The organism is Pseudomonas sp. BF-R-24, assembly GCF_019947335.1.
GTDB lineage: Bacteria > Pseudomonadota > Gammaproteobacteria > Pseudomonadales > Pseudomonadaceae > Aquipseudomonas > Aquipseudomonas jessenii.
In genome coordinates this window covers 51,131-72,210 of record NZ_JAGYGG010000029.1, presented here as the reverse complement: position 1 = coordinate 72,210, position 21,080 = coordinate 51,131, and the positions used below count along the sequence as shown (strand labels likewise).

20 protein-coding genes are annotated in these 21,080 nt (G+C 55.5%); 9 read left to right on the top strand and 11 right to left on the bottom strand.

All coding sequences use genetic code 11. The features are described from left to right. The 3 genes from KGA98_RS21160 to KGA98_RS21150 all read left to right on the top strand — a co-directional run. Positions 1-637: TetR/AcrR family transcriptional regulator (locus KGA98_RS21160; RefSeq protein ID WP_223503601.1), on the top strand; the 637-nt coding region annotated here is incomplete at its 5' end. A 217-nt stretch (positions 638-854) separates the two neighbouring features. Further along, on the top strand, positions 855-1,181 hold the full coding sequence (locus tag KGA98_RS21155) for an isochorismate lyase (RefSeq protein WP_090454865.1): 327 nt from the start codon (positions 855-857) through the stop codon (positions 1,179-1,181). Positions 1,182-1,259: 78 nt separating this feature from the next. Beyond that, positions 1,260-1,685 carry a GNAT family N-acetyltransferase gene (locus KGA98_RS21150; RefSeq protein WP_057715321.1) on the top strand — a complete coding sequence of 142 codons (426 nt, stop codon included), beginning with the start codon at positions 1,260-1,262 and terminating at the stop codon, positions 1,683-1,685. A gap of 82 nt (positions 1,686-1,767) precedes the next feature. On the opposite strand, the gene KGA98_RS21145 is transcribed toward KGA98_RS21150, so the two are convergent. Then, positions 1,768-2,259, bottom strand: a complete 492-nt coding sequence (locus tag KGA98_RS21145; protein WP_090454864.1) for a hypothetical protein — start codon at positions 2,257-2,259, stop codon at positions 1,768-1,770. 142 nt (positions 2,260-2,401) lie between these two features. Next, entirely contained in the window at positions 2,402-2,941 is a 540-nt protein-coding gene (locus KGA98_RS21140) for a hypothetical protein (RefSeq protein WP_090454863.1), read from the bottom strand. A 299-nt stretch (positions 2,942-3,240) separates the two neighbouring features. Between KGA98_RS21140 and KGA98_RS21135 the strand changes: the two genes are divergently transcribed. Continuing rightward, positions 3,241-3,534 carry a hypothetical protein gene (locus KGA98_RS21135; protein WP_057715330.1) on the top strand — a complete coding sequence of 98 codons (294 nt, stop codon included), beginning with the start codon at positions 3,241-3,243 and terminating at the stop codon, positions 3,532-3,534. A 130-nt stretch (positions 3,535-3,664) separates the two neighbouring features. Continuing rightward, positions 3,665-4,225 carry a hypothetical protein gene (locus KGA98_RS21130; protein WP_057715331.1) on the top strand — a complete coding sequence of 187 codons (561 nt, stop codon included), beginning with the start codon at positions 3,665-3,667 and terminating at the stop codon, positions 4,223-4,225. A 36-nt stretch (positions 4,226-4,261) separates the two neighbouring features. Here KGA98_RS21130 and KGA98_RS21125 read toward each other — a convergent pair whose 3' ends face one another. Genes KGA98_RS21125 through KGA98_RS21105 form a run of 5 tightly spaced genes read right to left on the bottom strand, consistent with a single transcriptional unit; the run spans position 4,262 to position 9,296 of the window. Further along, positions 4,262-4,579, bottom strand: coding sequence for a cytochrome C oxidase subunit IV family protein (locus KGA98_RS21125; RefSeq protein WP_057715332.1), 318 nt, complete (start codon positions 4,577-4,579; stop codon positions 4,262-4,264). A gap of 13 nt (positions 4,580-4,592) precedes the next feature. Then, positions 4,593-5,306: a heme-copper oxidase subunit III family protein gene (locus KGA98_RS21120; RefSeq protein ID WP_218498406.1), complete on the bottom strand. Its 714-nt coding sequence runs from the start codon at positions 5,304-5,306 to the stop codon at positions 4,593-4,595. A 6-nt stretch (positions 5,307-5,312) separates the two neighbouring features. Then, positions 5,313-6,005, bottom strand: coding sequence for a cytochrome c oxidase subunit 3 (locus KGA98_RS21115; RefSeq protein ID WP_223503598.1), 693 nt, complete (start codon positions 6,003-6,005; stop codon positions 5,313-5,315). Continuing rightward, complete coding sequence (gene ctaD, locus KGA98_RS21110; RefSeq protein WP_154910602.1) at positions 6,002-7,774, bottom strand: cytochrome c oxidase subunit I; 1,773 nt, start codon at positions 7,772-7,774, stop codon at positions 6,002-6,004. Before ctaD ends, KGA98_RS21115 begins: the two co-directional genes overlap by 4 nt. A gap of 49 nt (positions 7,775-7,823) precedes the next feature. Then, complete coding sequence (locus KGA98_RS21105) at positions 7,824-9,296, bottom strand: cytochrome c oxidase subunit II (RefSeq protein WP_223503596.1); 1,473 nt, start codon at positions 9,294-9,296, stop codon at positions 7,824-7,826. A gap of 314 nt (positions 9,297-9,610) precedes the next feature. Here KGA98_RS21105 and KGA98_RS21100 point away from each other — a divergent pair, with 314 nt between their 5' ends. Then, positions 9,611-9,949, top strand: a complete 339-nt coding sequence (locus tag KGA98_RS21100; protein WP_150813696.1) for a hypothetical protein — start codon at positions 9,611-9,613, stop codon at positions 9,947-9,949. A gap of 945 nt (positions 9,950-10,894) precedes the next feature. Here the strand turns inward: KGA98_RS21100 and KGA98_RS21095 are convergent. Continuing rightward, on the bottom strand, positions 10,895-11,821 hold the full coding sequence (locus KGA98_RS21095; protein ID WP_223503594.1) for a LysR family transcriptional regulator: 927 nt from the start codon (positions 11,819-11,821) through the stop codon (positions 10,895-10,897). Further along, a complete protein-coding gene (locus KGA98_RS21090) occupies positions 11,818-12,792 on the bottom strand; it encodes a quinone oxidoreductase family protein (RefSeq protein WP_223503592.1) in 975 nt (324 codons plus the stop codon). Before KGA98_RS21090 ends, KGA98_RS21095 begins: the two co-directional genes overlap by 4 nt. A 491-nt stretch (positions 12,793-13,283) precedes the next feature. On the opposite strand from KGA98_RS21090, the gene KGA98_RS21085 reads away from it, so the two are divergent. Both KGA98_RS21085 and KGA98_RS21080 read left to right on the top strand, forming a co-directional pair. Further along, the gene (locus KGA98_RS21085; RefSeq protein ID WP_090454856.1) at positions 13,284-13,562 is read left to right on the top strand and encodes a DUF2790 domain-containing protein; all 279 of its coding nucleotides are present in this window, start codon (positions 13,284-13,286) and stop codon (positions 13,560-13,562) included. A 276-nt stretch (positions 13,563-13,838) separates the two neighbouring features. Next, positions 13,839-14,492: a hypothetical protein gene (locus tag KGA98_RS21080; RefSeq protein ID WP_223503590.1), complete on the top strand. Its 654-nt coding sequence runs from the start codon at positions 13,839-13,841 to the stop codon at positions 14,490-14,492. A gap of 146 nt (positions 14,493-14,638) precedes the next feature. Here the strand turns inward: KGA98_RS21080 and KGA98_RS21075 are convergent, their stop codons facing one another. Both KGA98_RS21075 and KGA98_RS21070 read right to left on the bottom strand, forming a co-directional pair. Continuing rightward, on the bottom strand, positions 14,639-14,938 hold the full coding sequence (locus tag KGA98_RS21075) for a hypothetical protein (protein ID WP_150813722.1): 300 nt from the start codon (positions 14,936-14,938) through the stop codon (positions 14,639-14,641). A 319-nt stretch (positions 14,939-15,257) separates the two neighbouring features. Further along, positions 15,258-15,899 (bottom strand): response regulator transcription factor, encoded by a 642-nt coding sequence (locus KGA98_RS21070; protein WP_057715341.1) that lies wholly within the window; start codon positions 15,897-15,899, stop codon positions 15,258-15,260. 283 nt (positions 15,900-16,182) lie between these two features. Here KGA98_RS21070 and KGA98_RS21065 point away from each other — a divergent pair, with 283 nt between their 5' ends. Then, a complete protein-coding gene (locus KGA98_RS21065) occupies positions 16,183-21,045 on the top strand; it encodes a HAMP domain-containing protein (protein ID WP_223503588.1) in 4,863 nt (1,620 codons plus the stop codon). Positions 21,046-21,080: the final 35 nt, after the last annotated feature.

Sequence of the window (21,080 nt, the reverse complement as noted above, 5' to 3'; positions counted from 1 at the left end):
CCCCCCCCCCGAGCGTTTGAAGGTGCAAATGAGTCGACAATTACGCTGGGGTGATGCCAGCAGGATGGAAAACGCCAGTGATGGCCGGTCGCTGATCCTGCGTGCCGCCCTCGATGCGATGATTGCCGAGGGCGCCGAAGGTTTTTCGATCGATGACGTGGCCCGCGGTGCCAACATCTCGCGACGCACCCTGTACCGGTATTTTGGTTCCAAGAAGGAGCTGATTCAGGCTGTCGTCAGTGCAGAGAACGCTGCCTTTTTTGAGGAAATGCAACGCTCCCTGAATGAGTTCGAAGATGACTTCGAGGCTTATCTCACAGAGTGCGTGTGTTTCTCCGTACGCTACCTGGATCGTCATAACGGCGGCTTCCACCATAGCTACCTGACGAAGAACTCAACCCTGGAGGTGTTCACCTACATCCTCGAAAACATCGCACCGATGTGGCGTGATTTGCTGGAAGAGCCCTATCGTCGTTATGTCGAACGCAACGACGGGTCTGTCGCGTCGCTTGAGAACATCATCGCGCTGATCAGTCGAATCGGGCTCGCGTACTGTCTTGTTCCTGCCGATGAACATGCAATTCGTGAGCAACTGGCAATGCTTCAGCCGACGCTTGTTTGCAGGGCTCTTGAGTAAGCGATTAATCCGGTTTTCTGGCCGAAAATTCAGTGAGTCCTGATTGTCTCGATGAAAAAATTCGTGACAGGCAACTATCAGCGGTCACTCAAACACAGTCACCCTCGCCCACTGCCCTATCGATTAACGCAGTCTAAAGAGTTCGCCGATCCGCCTTAGCCAACCCCGATACTTCTTGCGAAGGCCCACGAATTTTTCAGTAAACGGAGTCACCTACATGGACGTCATCAATCAGTTGCAGCCCGAAGAGTGTGCAGGAATGGAGGATATTCGACGTGAAATCGATGCCCTTGATCAGGTTGTTATCAAACTGTTGGGCAAGCGTTTTCACTACGTACTGGCTGCCTCGAAGTACAAGACCTCAGTGACTTCGGTGCGTGCTCCGGAGCGATTCAAGGCCATGTTGGCGACAAGACGCGAGTGGGCCGAGGCTGAGGGCCTGAGCCCGGATGCAATCGAGAGGATGTACAGTGACCTGGTGAACCACTTCATTGCAGAAGAGATGAAACACTGGGCGGCTCATCAATCCAACACCGGACTCTAGTGTCCGGACTGTCCGCCATGGGGTGACAGGAATGGGATACCTTGTTGACCCAGTTACTCACCGCTCAGGGAGAGCACCATGTCTGTAGAAATCCAACTTTCTGAAAATGCTACTGAAGCAGAGCGGCTGGGAATTTTGACCCCGTTGCTGGCCCATAACCAGGTCAACGGTGGAGACGACGCACATGAAACATTTGCTCTGTTGCTACGAGACCCAGACAGTAACGAAGTCATTGGCGGATTGTACGGCAAGGTCTCTTATCGATGGCTGCTCATCGATCTTGTCAGCGTTCCCGAGTCGATGCGTGGCCAGGGTATCGGAGAACGGCTAATGCGCATGGCTGAAGAAGTCGCGCAGAAAAAGCACTGTATTGGTATCTGGCTGGAGACTTTCAGCTTTCAGGCACCCGGGTTTTATCGAAAACTTGGTTACTCCGAATTCGGCCGCCTGGCAGACTATCCACCGGGGCATACCCGGTTCTATTACCAGAAGTCGTTGTGCTGATCGCGTTTTGGATCTTGGGCCGATAGCTGCGCACCGTAGCAGGCAGCAATCGGCCGTGGATTCAACCGATGCAACAGATTGGCTAAATAGTTCCGCGGCCGTTCCTGAGCTTCCATCTTTTCCACATGAGCATCAGATGAGCAAATGCCGAGAACGAAAAAAACATGAATACGAGAAAACGAGCCTTTCTGCTTTCCCTGGATTCATATAATTCTTCGCACTCACCTCCTGAAGAACATCGAGCAGAGCAAAGCTTCACGCCATCGACACTGCAGTCCAGCAAGCTGCCATTTATGAAAGACAACTCAATCTCTTTACCTTTTGCCTCCCTGAACAATCCGGGTGCGCGGGTTAATCGATAATCAAGCTGTTTATATCGGCCGGTCTCCGAATCCCGAACTGTGATTACGGACACTTTACTACCGCTGAAATGAACTGCCCTGCCACGCATGAACTCAATGTCGGCTCCACGGTAGCCATAGGAATCAATAATAATGAGCAAAATCAATATGACCACTCCGAAGACACCGAAGGTCAACCTGATCTGCTCAAAACCTCCTTTCGGCCATTGCATTTCAATCCCTCATTTTCCCGCAGCGAGTCTGGAGCCACCACTGTTCAGGTTAACGTGAAAAACAGATCTGGCCCCGCGCCTCCACTCAAGCACCCCCATTATTTATTTCGCACTATTCAACCGACTTACTTCAATCGCTTCTTCAATTAGAAAACACATATTGCCCCCTGACTTTTCTTGGTGAAAAAAAAGCCAAATCTGGAAATATCTTCTGGCGAACGTAGTATACAAAAGCAAACATTCCGATACCTATAACCGAGCCGACAAACATTGGGATGGAGCCTGAGATCAACCCTTCAAACTGCTTCGCTGCCGAGCCCATGGATAGAACAATGTACGCATTGTAAGCTCCTGCCAAGTGATTGTAGAAGCCCCAGGCAAACAAGAGCGGGACAAGTGCGCTCAAACCGCCAATTATCCATCTAGCGTTAGGTCCAATAGTTGAACCTATACCAAAGCCGATTAGAACAGCTAATGCTGCCTGGATAAACATTAGCGTAATAACGGCATTAACCTTACGATCATGTATATCACAGAGGTAGGGGTCAGCAGTTGAAGCGATCAAGCGAGCAAGCAGACTGTCCTTGATCCCTTGTCCTGAGAGCCGAGTGAATACTTCCGACTTAGGTACTCCGGACGAGATCAGGTCTTTTATTTTGGCTTTAGCTTCTTTTTTTTTCATATTAGTGACGACTCCGTGGCACAAGGGCAAATTGTGATAACGCCTGTAGCGAGATGATCACGATTTCACGAGCCTGCTGGATGGTGTTCCCCTCCAACGCGTACAGGTACCTGACCAAGCATAGCCACTAATGTGCCATCGCGATTCACGACGGCAAAAATGGCCGGTGGTCGTTGCATTACGATTGTCACCGGCGTTTGGCTAAGCTTAATAAATCAGGGCGAACTGAAGCCTTGAGTAATAGCGGCCATCAACGGATCTGGATTGGCATCAAGGCGACACTCCCAAGGGAGACGACTATGTATGCGGTTATAAGAACCTACCTGGGTACTGGAGCAAAGCAGCTTTTCGAGTTGTTGGAAGAGCGCAATGCCGACGTCGAAGCGACCCTGCGGACAGTGCCTGGCCTCGTCAGCTACACACTGTTGAATACGGGTGATGGTGGTACAGCGGTGACTGTTTGCACGGACAAGGCCGGCAGCGATGCGAGCCTGAAAGTCGCGCGTGACTGGATTCAGAAAAATGCATCGAATATCCGCGCGAACCCGCCGATCGTGACGGAAGGTCCGGTCATTGTGCAGATCAGCCAGTGACCGGTCCGCAGGATGGTGAGTGCTATACTTTTTTCAAATTGCACCGGGTGTGCAACGTTCCCCACAGTACAGCTGCCAAGTGCTGCCGGACAGAGGAGGTCTGCAGCAAACCCGAGATGGGAGGTGTGGCATGAACCGACACTATTACATCAGTGACAATCTCAACGATCTTGAAAACGTTGAATATGAATTGGAAGCCAGCGGCATCAATTCCGAACAGATTCATGTGCTCAGTGAAAAAGTTGCTGATGTAGAAGAACATCACCTCCACGAGATCAGCTCGCTGATGGAACAGGATGCTGTTCACTCTGGTGAGATTGGTGCGGTGATCGGCGTGCCACTCGCAGCACTGGTCCTGGGTGGCGCCTATTGGATGGGCTGGACCGAATCCGCCGCAGGCTGGATGCCCTTTATCTTCCTTGCCATTGTTGTATTGGGCTTCTGCATCTGGGAAGGCGGCTTTTTTGGGTTCCAGGTGCCGAACACTCACTTCCGCAATTTCAAACAGGCAGTAAAAGAAGGCAAACATATCTTCTTCGTGGATGTTGAACCGAATCAGGAATCGGTACTGGACCAGGTCATCAAACAGCATCCGAAGCTGAAGATCGCCGGCACGGGAACGGCAGCCCCCCACTGGACAGTGGCCTGGCAGCACAAATGGCATCAGTTCAAGCGAGTGATATCGGGTTAGCGCCTGGGGACTCAAGGCCATCCGAAAGCTGCTTGCCTACTGGCCAAAGAAAATGCCCCTGCTGAGGAAAATGTAGTCTGCCTCGGAGGCCATCAGCCCGATAAGCACCAGTAAACACAAAGGTGGCACCAGTATGGCGTAGACCAATGCCAGGCGCTCCCATGCCATATGCATGAAGATGGAGACAATCAAACCTGCCTTCAACAACATGAAAGTGATGATCAGGGACCACCTAAGGTAGCCATGGAAGTGGAAATAGTCGACAAGGTACGACAGCGTGCTGAGGACGAATAACAGTCCCCAGATTTTAAGGTACAAACTGATTGGATGTTGCTGACCCTGAGCATGTGCCATCACCCGTGCTCCTCTACCATAAATAGAAGAATGCAAAAATAAATACCCACACCAAATCCACGAAGTGCCAGTAAAGCCCGGCTATCTCGACGTTCTGATAGTTGCCGGAACGCTCATAATCTCCGCGCCATACCTTCAGCGCCACAATGCTGAGGTAGAGGGCGCCGATTGATACATGCAGTCCGTGAAAACCGGTAATCATGAAAAAGCTGGCGCCAAATTGCGCCGCTCCCATGGGGTTCCCCCAGGGACGCACCCCTTCTGCGATGAGCTTGCTCCATTCAAATGCCTGCATGCCGACGAAAGTCACACCCAAGGCAGCGGTCGCCAGCATCAGGGTCGCGGTTTTCGCGCGATTACGGCGATAGGCGAAATTGACGGCCATGGCCATGGTGCCGCTGCTACTGATCAGCACAAAGGTCATGATGGCGATCAGAATAAGCGGGATTTCCTTGCCGCCGATCGTCAATGCGAATACTTCACTGGGGTTCGGCCAGGCGCTGGTGATGGTCATGCGTACCGACATGTATCCGGTCAGAAAACAGGTGAATATAAACGTGTCGCTGAGCAGGAATATCCACATCATCGCCTTGCCCCAGGGCACCTGCTTGAAGGCCTCTTTATCCGAGGACCAATCGCTGGCGATGCCCTGCCATCCCGGTGCAGGCGGCGAACCTGGTGGATTGGATGAACTGGATTCGACTTGGGCTTGTGGGTGCAATGCCATGACTGTTTACCTTAGGCCGCAGAATCTGGCGATGGCTTCATAGGTTTGCGGCGTGCTGGCCAGCAGCGCGAATAGCACGAACCAAAGGCCCAGCAAGTAATGCCAATAGATGGCACAGAGCTCTACGCTGGCGCCAAGTTGCGCCAGTGGCACATGACGCAGAAATCTGGCGACGATCCAGCACCAGGCGATCAGCCCGCCCAGCAGGTGGAGCCCATGCAGGCCGGTCAACAGGTAGAAGAAACTGTTGGCCGGATTGCTGGCGACAAAGTAGCCCCAGGCGACAAACTGCTGCCAGACCCAGAGTTGCCCCGCCAGAAAGGCAATGGCAAACACACCCCCCAATGCAAAACCAATGACCGTTGCGCCCAGCCGAGCCTTTCGGGCGGCCATACGCGACCATTGCAGTGCGATGCAACTCAATACCAGAAAAGCCGAATTCAGCCAGAGCGGCCGGAGATTGCCTAACGGCGCCAAAGGCTCTGTCAGGGGTAGCCAGTCGGCCATTTGAGAACGGGCAATAAAAGCGATCAGGAAGAGGAAGAATAACGAACTCACCACCACCAGAAACAAGCGCAGGCCTACCCTTGCGGTTTGCCTTCTATCGGCATCCTCGGCGGCCGGAATACCCTCAGGGTCGCGACTCCAGCTGCCGCCGGGATCAGCGCCGTCGGCGTTTCTCAATAGCAGCCTGTTCATGTCTTGATGTCCGCCTTGGTTCCGGCACTGAGTTGCCGCATCTGCTCCAGCTCCTCGGCGGAGACCGTTTGCGGCACGAAATCCTGCTCTATCCCCGGCACACTGTAGTCATAGGCCCAGCGATGCACGACCGGCAACTTCGCGCCCCAGTTACCGTGTTTCGGCGGGGTGTCCGGCGTTTGCCATTCCAGGCTGGCCGCCCCCCAGGGATTACTGCCTGCGGGCTTGCCCTTGAATGCACTCCAGGCCAGGTTGAACAGGAACAGCAACTGGGAAACGCCGACAGTCAATGCGACCACCGTAATGAAGGCATTCAAGTCTTGCGCGGACTGCGGGATGAACGCGTAGTTTTCATAGGCGTAGTAGCGACGTGGCATGCCCTGGAAACCCAAGTAGTGCATGGGGAAGAAAATGGCGTAGGTGCCCAGAAAGGTTATCCAGAAGTGCAACTTGCCCAAGGTGTCGTTCAACAGGCGCCCGGTGACTTTCGGGTACCAGTGATAAATGCCGCCGAACACCACCAGTACCGGGGCTACCCCCATGACCATATGAAAATGGGCCACGACGAAATAGGTGTCCGAGAGCGGGATGTCCACGATCACATTGCCGAGAAACAACCCGGTCAGACCGCCGACCAGGAAGGTGACGATAAAGGCCAGGGCAAACAGCATCGGCACGGTCAGGTGGATGTCGCCGCGCCACAGGGTCAGTACCCAGTTATAGACTTTCAGCGCCGTCGGCACCGCGATGATCAAAGTAGTGACAGCGAAGAAAAAGCCAAAGTACGGGTTCATTCCACTGACATACATATGGTGCGCCCAGACCACAAAACTGAGTACGCCAATCGCAATAATGGCCCACACCATCATTCGGTAGCCGAAGATATTTTTACGCGCATGGGTACTGATCAAGTCGGAGACCAGACCAAACGCAGGGAGGGCGACGATGTAGACCTCCGGGTGGCCGAAGAACCAGAACAGGTGCTGGAACAATATCGGGCTGCCACCCTGGTGATCGAGCTGCTGCCCCAGCGAGATCATCGCCGGCATGAAGAAGCTGGTGCCCAACAGCTTGTCGAACAACATCATGACCGCACTGACAAACAACGCCGGGAAGGCCAGCAAGGCCATGATCGAGGCCATGAAGATGCCCCATACCGAGAGCGGCATGCGAAACAAGGTCATGCCGTGCGTGCGCGCCTGCAACACCGTGGTGACGTAGTTCAACCCGCCCATGGTGGCGGCGACAATAAAAATCGCCAGTGAGACGAGCATCAGGACAATGCCCCACTCGACCCCCGGTGTCCCCTGGGTAATGGACTGTGGCGGATAGAGCGTCCAGCCCGAACCTGTGGGGCCGCCAGGGACAAAAAAACTGCTGAGCAACACCAGTACCGCCACCAGGTAGAACCAGTAGCTGAGCATGTTGACATAGGGGAAGACCATGTCGCGGGCGCCCACCATCAGCGGGATCAGATAGTTGCCGAAGCCCCCCAGAAACAAGGCTGTGAGCAAGTAAATGACCATGATCATGCCGTGCATGGTCATCGCCTGATAGTAAGTACTGGCGTCCATGAACGCCAAACTGCCGGGGAAACCTATCTGCATGCGCATCAAGCTGGACAATACCAGAGCGATAAGACCCACGAAGATGGCCGTCAAGGAATATTGAATGGCTATGACCTTGTGGTCCTGACTCCAGATATATTTGGTCAGGAAACTCTTGGGCTCGTGCAGTGCTTCTGTCTCGGCTTGCTCCGCATAGGCCATCACGTCATCCTCCTGCCGAAGTTTCAGTGCATTCCTGGCTGTTTTACGGCTACTTCCCTGGCTCCGCCTTGCTCGCATCAGCGTCAGCATTCGCTTTGGATTTGATAAAAGCGATCAGTGCATTGAGCTCCTCGTCACTCGGAGCCAGGGCCGGCATGACGGCTGCATAGCCCTTGACGATTTTGGCATTGGGATGCAGAACCGATTCTTTGATATAGCCCTCGTCGACCTTTACGCTCGTATCGTCGGCAAGGGTTTGCGTCTTGCCATACAGGCCCTGCCAGCTGGGGCCGACGCCCTTGTTGCCATCGACACTGTGGCAGGCCAGACAGCCGAGCGAGCCGGCCAGTCGCTGCCCCTGCGCCACCAGGTCTTCACCCGGGCTCGACGCTTCGCCGGTCGAAGGTTCATCGTCTTGCCCCGCAGCGCCCAGTGATTTGATCAAGGCGATGACAGCGCCCAGTTCATCGTCTTTGAGAGTATAGGCCACCATCACCGGCGGGTAGCCCTGTACCAGCCGGGCCTTCGGATCGAGAATCGACTCTTTCAGGTAGGCCTCGTCGACCACCGCACTGGTGCCATCGGCAAACTGTTCAGTGCGGCCGTACAGCCCTTTCCATCCCGGGCCGAGACTGGCACTGCCATCCTGGCTATGGCAGGCCTTGCAGCCGAGCTGTTCGACCAACTGGCGGCCTTTTTCCAGCACGCTGTCGCGACCGGGTTTGGCAGTTGTCGTCAATGTCTGCGCAAAAGTCGGCTGGCCGTTGAGCCATTGATCGAAGACGCCCTGCTCTTCCACGATCATATGGCCGCGCATGTTGTAATGACCTACGCCACAAAATTCAGCGCAAAGGACTTCGTATTTTCCGGTTTTAGTTGGCGTAAACCAAAAGTACGACACCATTCCTGGCACCATATCCATCTTGCTGCGAATTTGCGGTACATAGAAATCGTGCAGGACATCTTTAGCGCGCAACAAGACTTTTACCGGCCGGTCGAGCGGAAGGCGAACTTCATTATTCATTACAAGCACATCGTCCTGCCCTGCAGGATCCTTGGGATCAAGGCCGAAGGGATTGGCGGAATCAATAAACCTGATATCCGATTTGCCCAGCTTTGCGTCCTGCCCGGGAAAACGAAAGGCCCACTGCCACTGCTGGGCGACCACTTCAAGTTCGTAAGCCTCTTTCGGCACCCGGATGAAATCGTTGTAAACAACAAGGCCTGGCGCCAGCATCCCGGCAATACCTACCGACGTTATGATAATTAACCACAGTTCCAGCTTCTTATTTTCTGGCTGGTAGGCCGCCCTGGCACCCTCCTTGTGACGATACCGCATCACCGCTACAGCCATGAATACCGTGATGGCAATGAAAAATATTCCGCTAATGATCAGGGTGATGAACAGGGTGGTGTCTATGGAACCCCAGTTGGAAGCTGCCGGTGTCGCGTGCCAAGGCGCCAGTATGTGGAATAGCACTGATGCAATAACGATTAGTATCAGGACAATTGCTATTGCCATTTCCTCTTCATCCTATTCCTGTTGTTCATTGGTTATGCAAAAGCATCGCCACTGACGTCCAAGCAGGGCAGACAAATACCACCCATCGGGGCGGCAAAGTCAGTAAGAAGTATAGAGCCCATCGGGTTGTACGTGAGGTTGGCAAGCGAGGCCCGGCGACCGGCTATACTGAATGTCTGATGACGGGCAGCAGGGTCGGCCAGAAGCGGCGCCAAAAATCGAACCCTGCCCTTGTGCAGTCATCCAACATAAGTGATGGCATCGAGCAGGAACGATAGCTACAGATTCCAGCAATCCACATGGGAGGTTTCGTCATGAGTGCCCTGACGATCGAAGGTTGGTGCAAAACCAGCGGCGCCCAAAAGTCTACCCCGATGGGGGAAGTTCATTTCTACGTCGACGGCCCTCTGCACCTCCGTCTGGAGCAGGCCGAAGAGCGCTTGCAGAAGACCCACGAGCCGGAAGCCATGGTCGATGTCGATATGGACTCGATGGATCTGATCATGCCCGAGGGATACGCCCCCTTGTCCGACTGTCAGATGCGTGTCTATTTGCACCACGAACGCGGACAGTTCCATCTGGTTGGACACCGGGCGAGTGACGGCAGTTTGATCTACACCAATGCGGTGTTGATAGATCAGCTGCTTGAGTAGCGGTTACGTGACTCTCGGCATCGATGTTTCTCCGCGGGTAATGTGCGGTGCCGAAAACTCACTCGTCTATTAAACAGAATTCAGTGTGTTGCTTCGACCGGTTGAAACCACAGTTAGAAGCGGCCCTTCCGCCCCGTTAAATCCACCTCGCCTCAGGGACAAGTAGCCCCTACCAAAAACAATCGGTGAAACAGGGCCGCTACTCTCTCCAAAAATGGGGTACTACACCCACCCAACCAGGCGTTTACCACCAACTTTGAGGAATATTCCCCCCTCCCCCCTTTCTCTCGCTTGAAACCCCTCGCAAACAGCTTGTTAATTAATTTGAGTTTTTTCTTCGCCCTATTGAAATGGCTCATTAGTTGCACCACCCCTGGTACCCGCAACAGCTGTCGTCCCGGACATCATGGAGACGGCGGGGCTCGCCGGATTCGGCATGACGCGAGGGGTAGGAAATGAAACGCGCGACACCACCATGCGGTTCCATCGCCTTACTGCCCAAGTCAAGCCTGTGGTGCGTATTCCACGCAAGAGTGAGGATGAGTGATGGCTTCCACTGATAGATCAATTGCTCGAATCACGAAACGGCCGATGGCCCTATATAAGCAACTCGCCGAGTTGGGCCTGATGTTTATCGCGTTGGTGATGACGCTGGCGTTGTCCGCTGTTCTGGCGATGGAATTGACCCTTGGAGTGTTCTGACGAGTTATTGCTCATGCGACGAGCGCCCGTTTTACCAGGCACCCATGCAAAGAAATCGGTTATGGGAGGTGTGTCATGTGGAATCAGCCTCTGATGATTGTGGCGATCTACCTTGCCATCACCCTCTGCATCGGCTGGTTGTGGTCCGTTACTATCCTGTATTGGCTTTGATGCAATGCTGATTTTATGAACACACATGACCGGCAGCCATGTATCGGTCAGGGGGAATCGAAGGTCAGCCGGTCAGATGGTCCACGGGGGCGCGGGGGTAAACTTTGACTCGATCCATTGTTTGAACGCGACGACCACGGCGCCTGGAAACTTGGCTGATGGCCTGACCAGGTAGACCCCACCGGCGGTATCCAATTGCCAGTCAGGAAGGACCTGCAACAGTCCCCCGGCAGCAATATCACGACTCATCAACCAGTCACCTGCCCCCAGTATTCCCGCATCGGCGCAGGCCGCTGCAAGTAATGATTCGCTGTCATTGGCCGTCAGGTTTCCTTTGGGAGAAACCGTCTGCAGTTCATTGCCGCGATGGAGTCTCCACTGAGGAAAAGACGCAAGGCCACTGAAGCGAAGGCAATTGTGCCTGATCAGGTCCTGTGGCGTTTCGGGCATGCCGTGCTTTGTGATGTAAGCAGGCGAGGCACACAGTATCCGGCGATGGTCACTCAGTTTTTTGGCTATCAACCGGCTGTCTTCCAACTCTCCGATTCGGATCGCCGCGTCAAAACCTTCATCGATGATGTCGACCAGACGCTCGCTATAGTCAGCGATGATCGAGACATGCGGATGAGCCTTGAGAAACTCCGGCAGCATCGGGCCAAGCCAACGCCTGCCCATGGCTGCCGGCAATGCAAGGCGCAAAGTACCGCGGATTTCGCTGGCGCCTTCGGACGCTTGCTGCTGCGCTTCATTCATCAATTCGATGGCTGAGCGAAGGCGTTGCTCCAGCCTGGCACCTGTTTCAGTAATTCGAACCTGGCGGGTGGAGCGCTCCACAAGCCGAACGCCAAGGCGCTTTTCCATTGCGGCGAGTCGTTTCGAAACGACGGTTGGGTGTCGCTGCAATAGCCGGCCTGCCCCGACAAACGAGCCTTGCGAGGCCACGGCCAGAAACGCAGCGATTTCGTCGCTGTGCTGATTGTTCAGAACATCAAGATTCATGGTTTTAGAATGATCGCCCCCGATGAACGCCCCGACTCCAGGTCCGCATGCGCCAATGCTGCGTCCGCCAGAGAGTAACTTGCCCGGACCGAAGGTTTGATAATACCTGCACCAATGGCGGCCAACACATCCTGCGCTCGTTCCTGGTACTCAGAGACACTCGCCGTATGGGCTGCCAACGAAGGACGTGTCAGGAACAGCGAGCCTTTGGTATTGAGTGTCGACAGTTCCACGGCTGACGGCGCACCCGATGAGGCTCCGAACGATACCATCAGGCCTCGTGGTCGCAAGCTATCCAGGGATGCCTGGAAAGAAACACGCCCTATCGGGTCATAGACGACGTCGACCATTTTATCCTTGGTGATACGAGCGACCTGGGAAGACAGGCTGTGCGCATCGAACACCAGGACTTCATCGCATCCCGACGCCAGAGCTTTCTCGACACTGGCCTGCTTTGAAACCACGCCGATCACGATGGCACCCAAGTGTCTGGCCCACGGCACCATGATTTCCCCCAGCCCTCCGGCCACACCGTAGAGGAGAATGGTTGTACCGGGCCCCACAGGATAGGTGGCTTTCAACAGGTACTGCGCAGTGATGCCCTTGAACATGACGGCTGCTGCATCGTCAAATGACAGCGAATCCGGAATTCTGACCAGCCGCTCTGCCGGATAAAGCCGGGCCGAAGCATAGGAACCCAAGGGGCCGGTGGCATAGGCGACGCGATCCCCTACTCGCACGTTGCTGACACCCGCACCCACAGCGGCGACACGCCCCGCGCCTTCCAGCCCAAGTCCAGATGGCAAAGCAACGGGCACCGCCCCTTTTCGTTGGGTAACATCGAGAAAGTTGACACCTACAGCCTCTTGCTCAAGCCATACCTCGCCCTGGCCTGGCGCTTGTTCGCTCAGTGTCTCCAGGTTCAGTACTTCAGGGTTGCCGAACTGGTTAAACCGGATCGCACATACCATGGTCATCTCTCCTTCAGTCAGAAGCCGTTATCAAATGAGTGACCTCAGTTTGATAACTGACCTGTCGATGAACAAGACTGGTTGATTGCAGGACATTAATGCACTGATTGCAGCAATATAATCGCGGATAGCACGCTTTACTACGTGGAGCATGTTGGTTTCATTGTGATTTTGGAGATGCCAAAGATTGCCTCCGAGAGTCCGCCATGGGTCGGATATAGCCCTCGGTGACAAGCAGAAATCGGCCAATACCCGACGCGTGACAATCGGTCATGACATGTCATGACCTCCTTGAAAAACGGACTTTTGCCAACAAATACGGGGGTTAAAGGACGAACGGTCGAGAGGCGTCAAGCGTGGGGAATTGCCGGGAGTTTGCAGCCACTACAGGCTTTTCAGGCAGGCGCGTTCGTCGCGGTCAAGTGAACTTCACTTTCACCACGTGTCACATTAAGTCCTTGTCAAGCGAACTTCAGTGGAGGTACAGCCTTATGAGCATGGCCACGATTGTCAGTGCCGTGATTTCCAGTCTCGCACCCAGTGTCTTTGACCAGAGCAGCCTGCAAGAACCCGGTGCGCATGTTTCAGCCGTCGAATACCACTACGGGATGGAGATCGATGTGAAACGGGTACTGCAGCGCACCGATACATCCGACAAGACCGGCGTGGTACCGGTGACCCTGGTCTACGAAGACAGCGAGGGCGAGGTTCACAAGATCCGTTTCCTCGAATGGGGTGGAAGCCCCGCCGACCCTACCAGCATTGCCTGATTCGCTCGTCGATCGGGTTCCGGGCCTCACCGCCCCCCAGAAGCGGAAGTTAAACCTCCCATGCACTCAGTGCGATTGAGGTTTTTGGTTACCTGAAAATGGACATGATCGAATGACTAAACGTTCATTCGAGAAACTCACTATTATCTTGCTGGCGTAATGTCGCAAGATTAACTGATAACAATTGCTGAATCTAAATGGCAGTCAGCAACGGTAAATCCCAATCAAGCCGTGCCGAGAGCCAAGTTGATTCACTATTGAAACCAAGAGGTCACCATGGAACTTAGTATGTTTTCTTCGTCCACCGTGGAATATGTGCGTTTGGGCGTTGTATATTTTCATCTTATCGCCTGCTGTGTGGCAATCGGGCTGGTTTTGACCAGTGACATTGCAATGGTCAAGCAACTCCTGAAGGGGGATGCGTCAGGCCACCACGATGACGCGCACATGGAAAGCCTTCAAAAAACCGTAGTGCTTGCACTTGTAGCGCTCTGGATTACCGGCATTGGTATTGTCGGGATCGATTATGCCGGCAAGGGGATGGAATATTTCCTCAATCCAAAACTGCAAGCCAAAATCGGCATAGTTGTGCTGTTGACCTTTAACGGCTTCCTGTTGCATAGCGCTGTATTGCCGGCGCTGAAAAAAGCCGGTTCGTTACTCAAACTCTCCTTCAGCCTGCGCATGCTGGCGCTGTTTTCCGGCGCCCTCTCTGGCGTGTCATGGTTCTATGCCGCCATGCTGGGTATTGGTCGTCCGCTGGCCTGGAAGTACTCGCTGGTGGAGTTGCTGGCAGCCTATCCGGTACTCATCGTCGGCGGTTTCGGGATGATGGTACTGCTCACCGCCTGGGCAAAAGACAGAGACACCGAAGCGCGCAGGGAGCAAGGCACCAGGACCCTGGGTAACGCCGCCCTCGCAGGATGGTGAAGCCAGGTTGAACAAGGAAGTTCAGCTTTAGCCAATAAAAATTAGCTGTTCGCAAAATTTGAGTTGAGCGCCTGACCGGCAAAGTCTCCCCGCCGGGCGACGATAGTGAAATCTCAATTACCCGCAGTAGTCATGGAGACAGGCATCTATCGCTTCCCCTTCATGCAGACTACGGACAGATATGCACCCCAAAGAACACCACATAGGGCAAGTATCAGCTCCGGATTGAAAACACTCTGATCGACCGGCGCCACCAGGATTTCGCTATAAAGACACATGGCGCCCGCGATCAACGCAATAAAGTAGCCTGTCCGGTTTCTAGTCCGGCGCAGCAACAGAACCTTTTTCAGACCCTCGTCTTTCCATTCCTGTCGGGGTATGAGTTGGATCTCCTCCAGCAGCACCACTCCCCACAGCAATGCGCATAACCAATAACCTATCATCATGATGCCCTCCAGTTTGAACATTGATTCAACATGAATGCAGCGTGCACTCCGCGCTCAACTTGCGAGTATCAATTCCGGAGTCTTTTCTGACTCGTGAAACTTGCTCTCATGCATATCCTGAAGGCCATGGCGGTACAAGACTTTGACGAAGACAACTCCATTGAGCGAACGAAAATTTGCCGAGAGGTAAATATGCTTGATTGGAACGGCTCGCGCTATCGACGTTAGCAGGACTTCTTTGTAGAGCTATCGACCAAGAGCTTGTAGTGATTCCACTACAAACAGTCTGGTGCCCGGCTGCGTCGGATGGCAGGGCGATCTAAGTCAACAGGCCGTTTTCGAGTGCATAGCGGGCCAGTTTCGCGTTGCTGTCCATCCCTGTTTTTTCCAGGATACGTGCCCGGTACGTCGTGACGGTACTCGGACTCAAGTGCAATATCTGAGCGATGCGGACAATTCTCTCGCCTGCAGCGAGGAGCTTGAGTACTTCAAGCTCCCGGTCGGATAGCGCTTCGTGGGGCGCCGCGTCGCCTTTGCCGATAGCGTTGACCAGTTTTTCCGCCAGCTCAGGACTGACGTGCTTGCCACCTGAGGCCACCTTGCGAACTGCCGTAACCAGGGTGGCTGCGGAAATATCTTTGGTGAGGTAGCCCGCAGCGCCGAGCTTGATTGCGCGTAACGCATAGGCCTCGACCGAATGCATGCTCAGCATCAGAACGGCGAGCTTGGGCTTGTGCGCACGCATGAGTTTGAGGAGTTGGAGGCCGGTCTTGTCGGGAAGCTGAATATCCACCAGCGCCACGTCGAAATCCTGCTCCCGGACAAGGAGCATTGCGTCTTGTGCCGTCTCGGCTTCACCCGTTACGTCGATCTCGCCGGCAGTCTCCAGCATGCGTCGTACGCCGCTACGCACGATGCTGTGATCATCCACCAGCAAGACTCTGATTTTGTGGTCAATCATCTGTATTTTCCATTCGCACCCGCATGGCCCCGGCCGTATCGTGTCTCGACGTACAGATGATGTTGAACCCGCCGGCACAGTGGCGCGCGCCCATGCATTCCCACACCAGCCCTGCGGCCAGTGGCCAGCAAGCCATGGAATCTACTGCAGAGTTTGACGTTAGCAGGCACAGAGCACACTTGCACTTTTGCCTCAGGCGTTAGCGGCGCCTAAGCTCTTAGGATTGTCTGCACGCCCATGGGTAATGCCTTGCCCGTGGCATCAAATATGACTGGACAGAGGCATGGCCACAGTGACGACACCGATCGAAGTTTTCGACATGAAGACGTTGCTGGCAGCGCTGAAGTCGTTGCGCAAAGGTGACTTCACTACGCGTATGCCGGAAGACTGGACCGGCATGCCGGGCAAGATCGCCGACACGCTCAACGAGATCATCGACATGGCAGCCGACACCACCACCGAATTCGAACGCGTGGCGCGTCTGATCGGCAAGCAGGGCAAGGTCGATGAGCGTATCGAATTGCCGATGATGAAAGGCTCATGGCAAAAGATCGTCAACTCGAGCAATGCGCTCACCAGCGACCTCATCAGCCCGATGAACGAGATCATTCGCGTTGTCGGTTCGGTTGCCGAGGGTAATTTGAACCAGCAGGTACCGCCGGTACTCAACGGCCTGAGACTGCGGGGTCAGTTCCTCAAATCCGCCGAGATCGTGAACACCATGGTGACGCGACTGGGCTCCTTCGCTTCCGAGGTGACCCGCGTGGCGCGCGAAGTCGGCACTGAAGGGATTCTCGGTGGGCAGGCCAATGTCAAAGGGGTGTCCGGCACCTGGAAAGACCTGACCGACTCCGTCAACGACATGGCCGCCAATCTGACCACCCAGATGCGCAACATCGCTTACGTGACGACTGCGGTGGCCAAAGGCGATCTGGGCAAGACGATTACCGTCGAAGCCAAGGGTGAGATTCTCGAGCTGAAGAACACCATCAATACGATGGTCGGCCAGCTCTCGAGTTTCGCTGCGGAGGTGACCCGCGTGGCGCTGGAAGTCGGTACCGAAGGCAAGTTGGGCGGTCAGGCGGAAGTGCGCGACGTATCAGGCACCTGGCGCGACTTGACCGAATCGGTCAACGGCATGGCAGCCAACCTGACCACCCAGGTGCGCAACCTCGCACAGGTGACGACGGCGGTGGCGCGTGGCGACCTCGGCAAGAAAATTACGGTTGAAGCCAAGGGCGAGATTCTCGAACTGAAAAACACCATCAACACGATGGTCGACCAGCTCTCCAGCTTCGCCGCGGAGGTGACACGCGTCGCACTGGAAGTCGGAACCGAAGGCAAACTGGGCGGACAGGCCGAAGTGACCGGCGTGTCCGGTACCTGGAAGGACTTGACCAATTCGGTCAACGGCATGGCGGCCAACCTGACCACCCAGGTGCGCAACATTGCCGACGTGACGACGGCGGTGGCCAACGGCGACCTGTCACGCAAGATCACAGCCGAAGCAAAAGGAGAAATTCTCCAACTCAAGGAAACCATCAACACGATGGTGGACCAGCTCTCGACCTTTGCCGACGAAGTGACGCGCATGGCTCGCGAAGTGGGGACCGACGGCAAGCTCGGTGGCCAGGCCAAGGTGACAGGCGTCGGTGGAACCTGGAAAGATTTGACCGACTCGGTCAACAGTATGGCGGCCAACCTGACCAATCAGGTGCGCAACATCGCCGACGTGACGACGGCGGTGGCCAAAGGCGACCTGGGGCGCAAGATTACCGTGGAAGCCAAGGGCGAAATCATGGAGCTGAAGAACACCATCAACACCATGGTGGACCAGCTCAATAGCTTTGCCGCCGAAGTGACGCGGGTGGCGCGCGAAGTCGGCACCGAAGGAAAGCTCGGGGGACAGGCACAGGTGCAAGGCGTGTCCGGCACCTGGAGGGATTTGACCGAAAACGTGAACTTCATGGCCGCCAACCTGACCAGCCAGGTGCGAGGCATCGCGAAAGTGGTGACCGCGGTAGCCAACGGCGACATGAAGAAGAAACTGACACTGGAAGCCAAGGGTGAGATCGCCGAACTGGCCGACACCATCAACGGTATGACCGATACGCTGGCGCTGTTCTCCGATCAGGTGACCTCGGTGGCGCGTGAAGTGGGCGTCGAGGGCAAGCTGGGGGGCCAGGCCAACGTGCCGGGTGCTGCCGGCACCTGGCGCGATCTGACCGACAACGTGAACGGTCTGGCGGCCAACCTGACCAATCAGGTGCGCGCAATCGCCGATGTGGCGACTGCCGTGACCAAGGGCGATCTGACGCGTTACGTGGAGGTGGAAGCAAAGGGTGAAGTGGCGGAGCTCAAGGACAACGTCAACGAGATGATCCGCAACCTGCGGGAAACCACGCGGCAAAACGCGGAGCAGGATTGGCTCAAGAGCAATCTGGCGAAATTCAACCGTCTGCTGCAGGGCCAGCGCGATCTGGCGGCAGTCTCCAAGATGGTGCTGTCTGAACTGGCTCCGCTGATCAACGCCCAGCACGGGGTGTTCTACATGATGAACGAAAGCCTGCCCGACCCTGCGAAACTCAAGCTACTGTCCGCTTATGCGTACAAGGGAAACATCAATGTGAACGATGAGTGGCGGCTCGGCGAGGGCCTGGTCGGGCAATGCGCCTACGAGAAGCGGCGCATCCTGCTGACCGATGTACCCGCAGATTACGTCGCGATTTCATCCGGACTGGGTGCCGCCGCCCCGCTGAACATCATCGTGTTGCCGATCCTGTTCGAGAACAAGGTCAAGGCCGTCGTCGAAATGGCTTCGTTCACGCGCTACAGCATCATTCATCAAACCTTCCTTGATCAGCTTGCTGAATCGATTGGTATCGTGCTCAACACGATCGAAGCCAATATGCGTACCGAAGAACTGCTCAAGCAGTCGCAATCGCTGGCGCAGGAACTGCAAAAGCAACAAGAAGAATTGAGGCAGACCAACGAGGAACTGGGGGACAAGGCTGGACTGCTGGCGGAGCAGAAAGCCGAAGTCGAGCGCAAGAACCGCGAAGTCGAAATCACCAAGCTATCGCTGGAGGAGAAGGCGGAGCAACTGACACTGACCTCGAAGTACAAGTCCGAATTCCTCTCCAGCATGTCCCATGAGCTCAGAACGCCATTGAACAGCTTGCTGATCCTGGCCCGCCAGCTCAGCGACAACGCGGAACACAATCTCACTCCCAGGCAGGTCGAATATGCCAAGACCATCCGTAGCGCGGGCAAAGACCTGCTGGAGCTGATCGACGAGATTCTCTATCTGTCCAAGATCGAGTCGGGTACGGTCACACTGGATCTGAATGAAGCGCTGTTCGCCGATCTGCACGACCAGATCGAACGCACCTTCCGGCCGGTCGCCGAAAGCCGGGGCCTCTCCTTCACGATTGAACTGGCGCCTACCCTGCCCCCCGTCATCCGGACCGACGAAAAGCGCCTGCTGCAGGTGGTCAAGAACCTGCTGTCCAACGCCTTCAAGTTCACTGAGCAAGGCAGCGTCAAGATCAGCATCGCGCCCGCTGTGTCCGGGTGGAGCGTGGATAACAGCGAACTGAATCGTGCCGATGCGGTGGTCGCCTTCGTGGTCACCGACACCGGCATTGGCGTCTCTGCCGGCAAGCAGAAGCTGATCTTCGAAGCGTTCCAGCAGGGAGATACCGGAACTTCACGAAAATACGGCGGCACCGGCCTCGGCCTGTCGATCAGCCGCGAGCTCGCACACCGGCTGGGCGGTGAGCTGCGACTGATCCCCGGTGAGATCGGCAAGGGCAGTACTTTCGCGCTGTACGTGCCCTTGCGTACACAGGATGCCCAGGGTCAGACGCTAGACGAATCAGCGACAGAGGCAGTACCTGGCCAGGTCAAGCGCGACCTCATGTCAAACCCGACCGCACAGGTACTGGACGACCGCGAGTCTGTCCAACCCGGGGATCAAGTGCTGCTGATGCTCGAGGGCGACGCCCGATTCGCCAGCATTCTGCTCGAGGCCGCGCACCAGAAGGGGTTCAGGGCTATCGTCACGACCCGTGGCGCGGATGCGCTGGAGCTTGTCGAGCGCTTCAAACCCGCCGCGATCACGCTGGACCCGGGCCTGACGGACATCGATGGCTGGTCGCTGCTCGAACAGTTGAAGCGCAATTTCGCCACGCGTCACATCCCGGTCCAGATCATCTCGATCGCTGACGACCACACCCGCGGGCTGCGCTATGGCGCTTTCGACTATCTGCTCAAGCCGGTCACAGCCGACGAGATTCAAAATGCGCTGGCCGCCATCGTGGCATTCGCTCGGCGCAAGACCCGGAACCTGCTGCTCATCGACGGCGACGAAGGGAACCGCGCTCGCATCCTCGATCTGCTCGATAACACCGACGTGAAGATCACAGCGACCGACAGCGGCGCTGACGCCATGAAGAAACTGGCAAAGAAACGCTACGACTGCATGGCAATCAATCTCAAACTGCCCGACGCATCCGGCATCAGGTTTCTCGAGGCGTTGCAGGAAGACCACGCCATGCGTGAATTGCCGATCGTCGTCTATGGTGCAGAGACGCTGACCAAACCGGAACACGAGCGTTTCAGGACACTGCTCGGCAAGAGCGTCATCAAGGCCGTTCAGTCCCCCGAGCGCATACTCGACGAAACCGCTCTGTTTCTACACCGTGTCGTCGCCAGGCTGTCGCAGACCCAGCGCAGAATGCTGGAAAAACTCTATGAAGGTTCGGACAGTCTCGAGGGTAAAAAGGCCCTGGTGGTCGACGATGACGTGCGCAATATTTTTGCCCTGACCAGCGTGCTTGAGAGCAACAAAATGCTGGTGGCCACGGCCGAAAACGGCCGAACCGCCATAGAACTGCTGCAGCAGCAGCCCGATACCGACATCGTGCTGATGGACATCATGATGCCCGAGATGGATGGCTTTGAAACCATGCGCCAGATCCGTACATTCAAAAGATTTGAAGCCCTGCCCATGATTGCGCTGACGGCCAAGGCGATGATGGGTGACCGTGAAAAGTGCATCGAAGCAGGAGCCTCGGACTATGTCAGCAAGCCGGTGGATACCGACCAGCTACTGTCACTGATGCGCAAATGGCTCTATCGATGATTCTGTGCCGCGCTCATTGCGCGACAGCAAAGGTG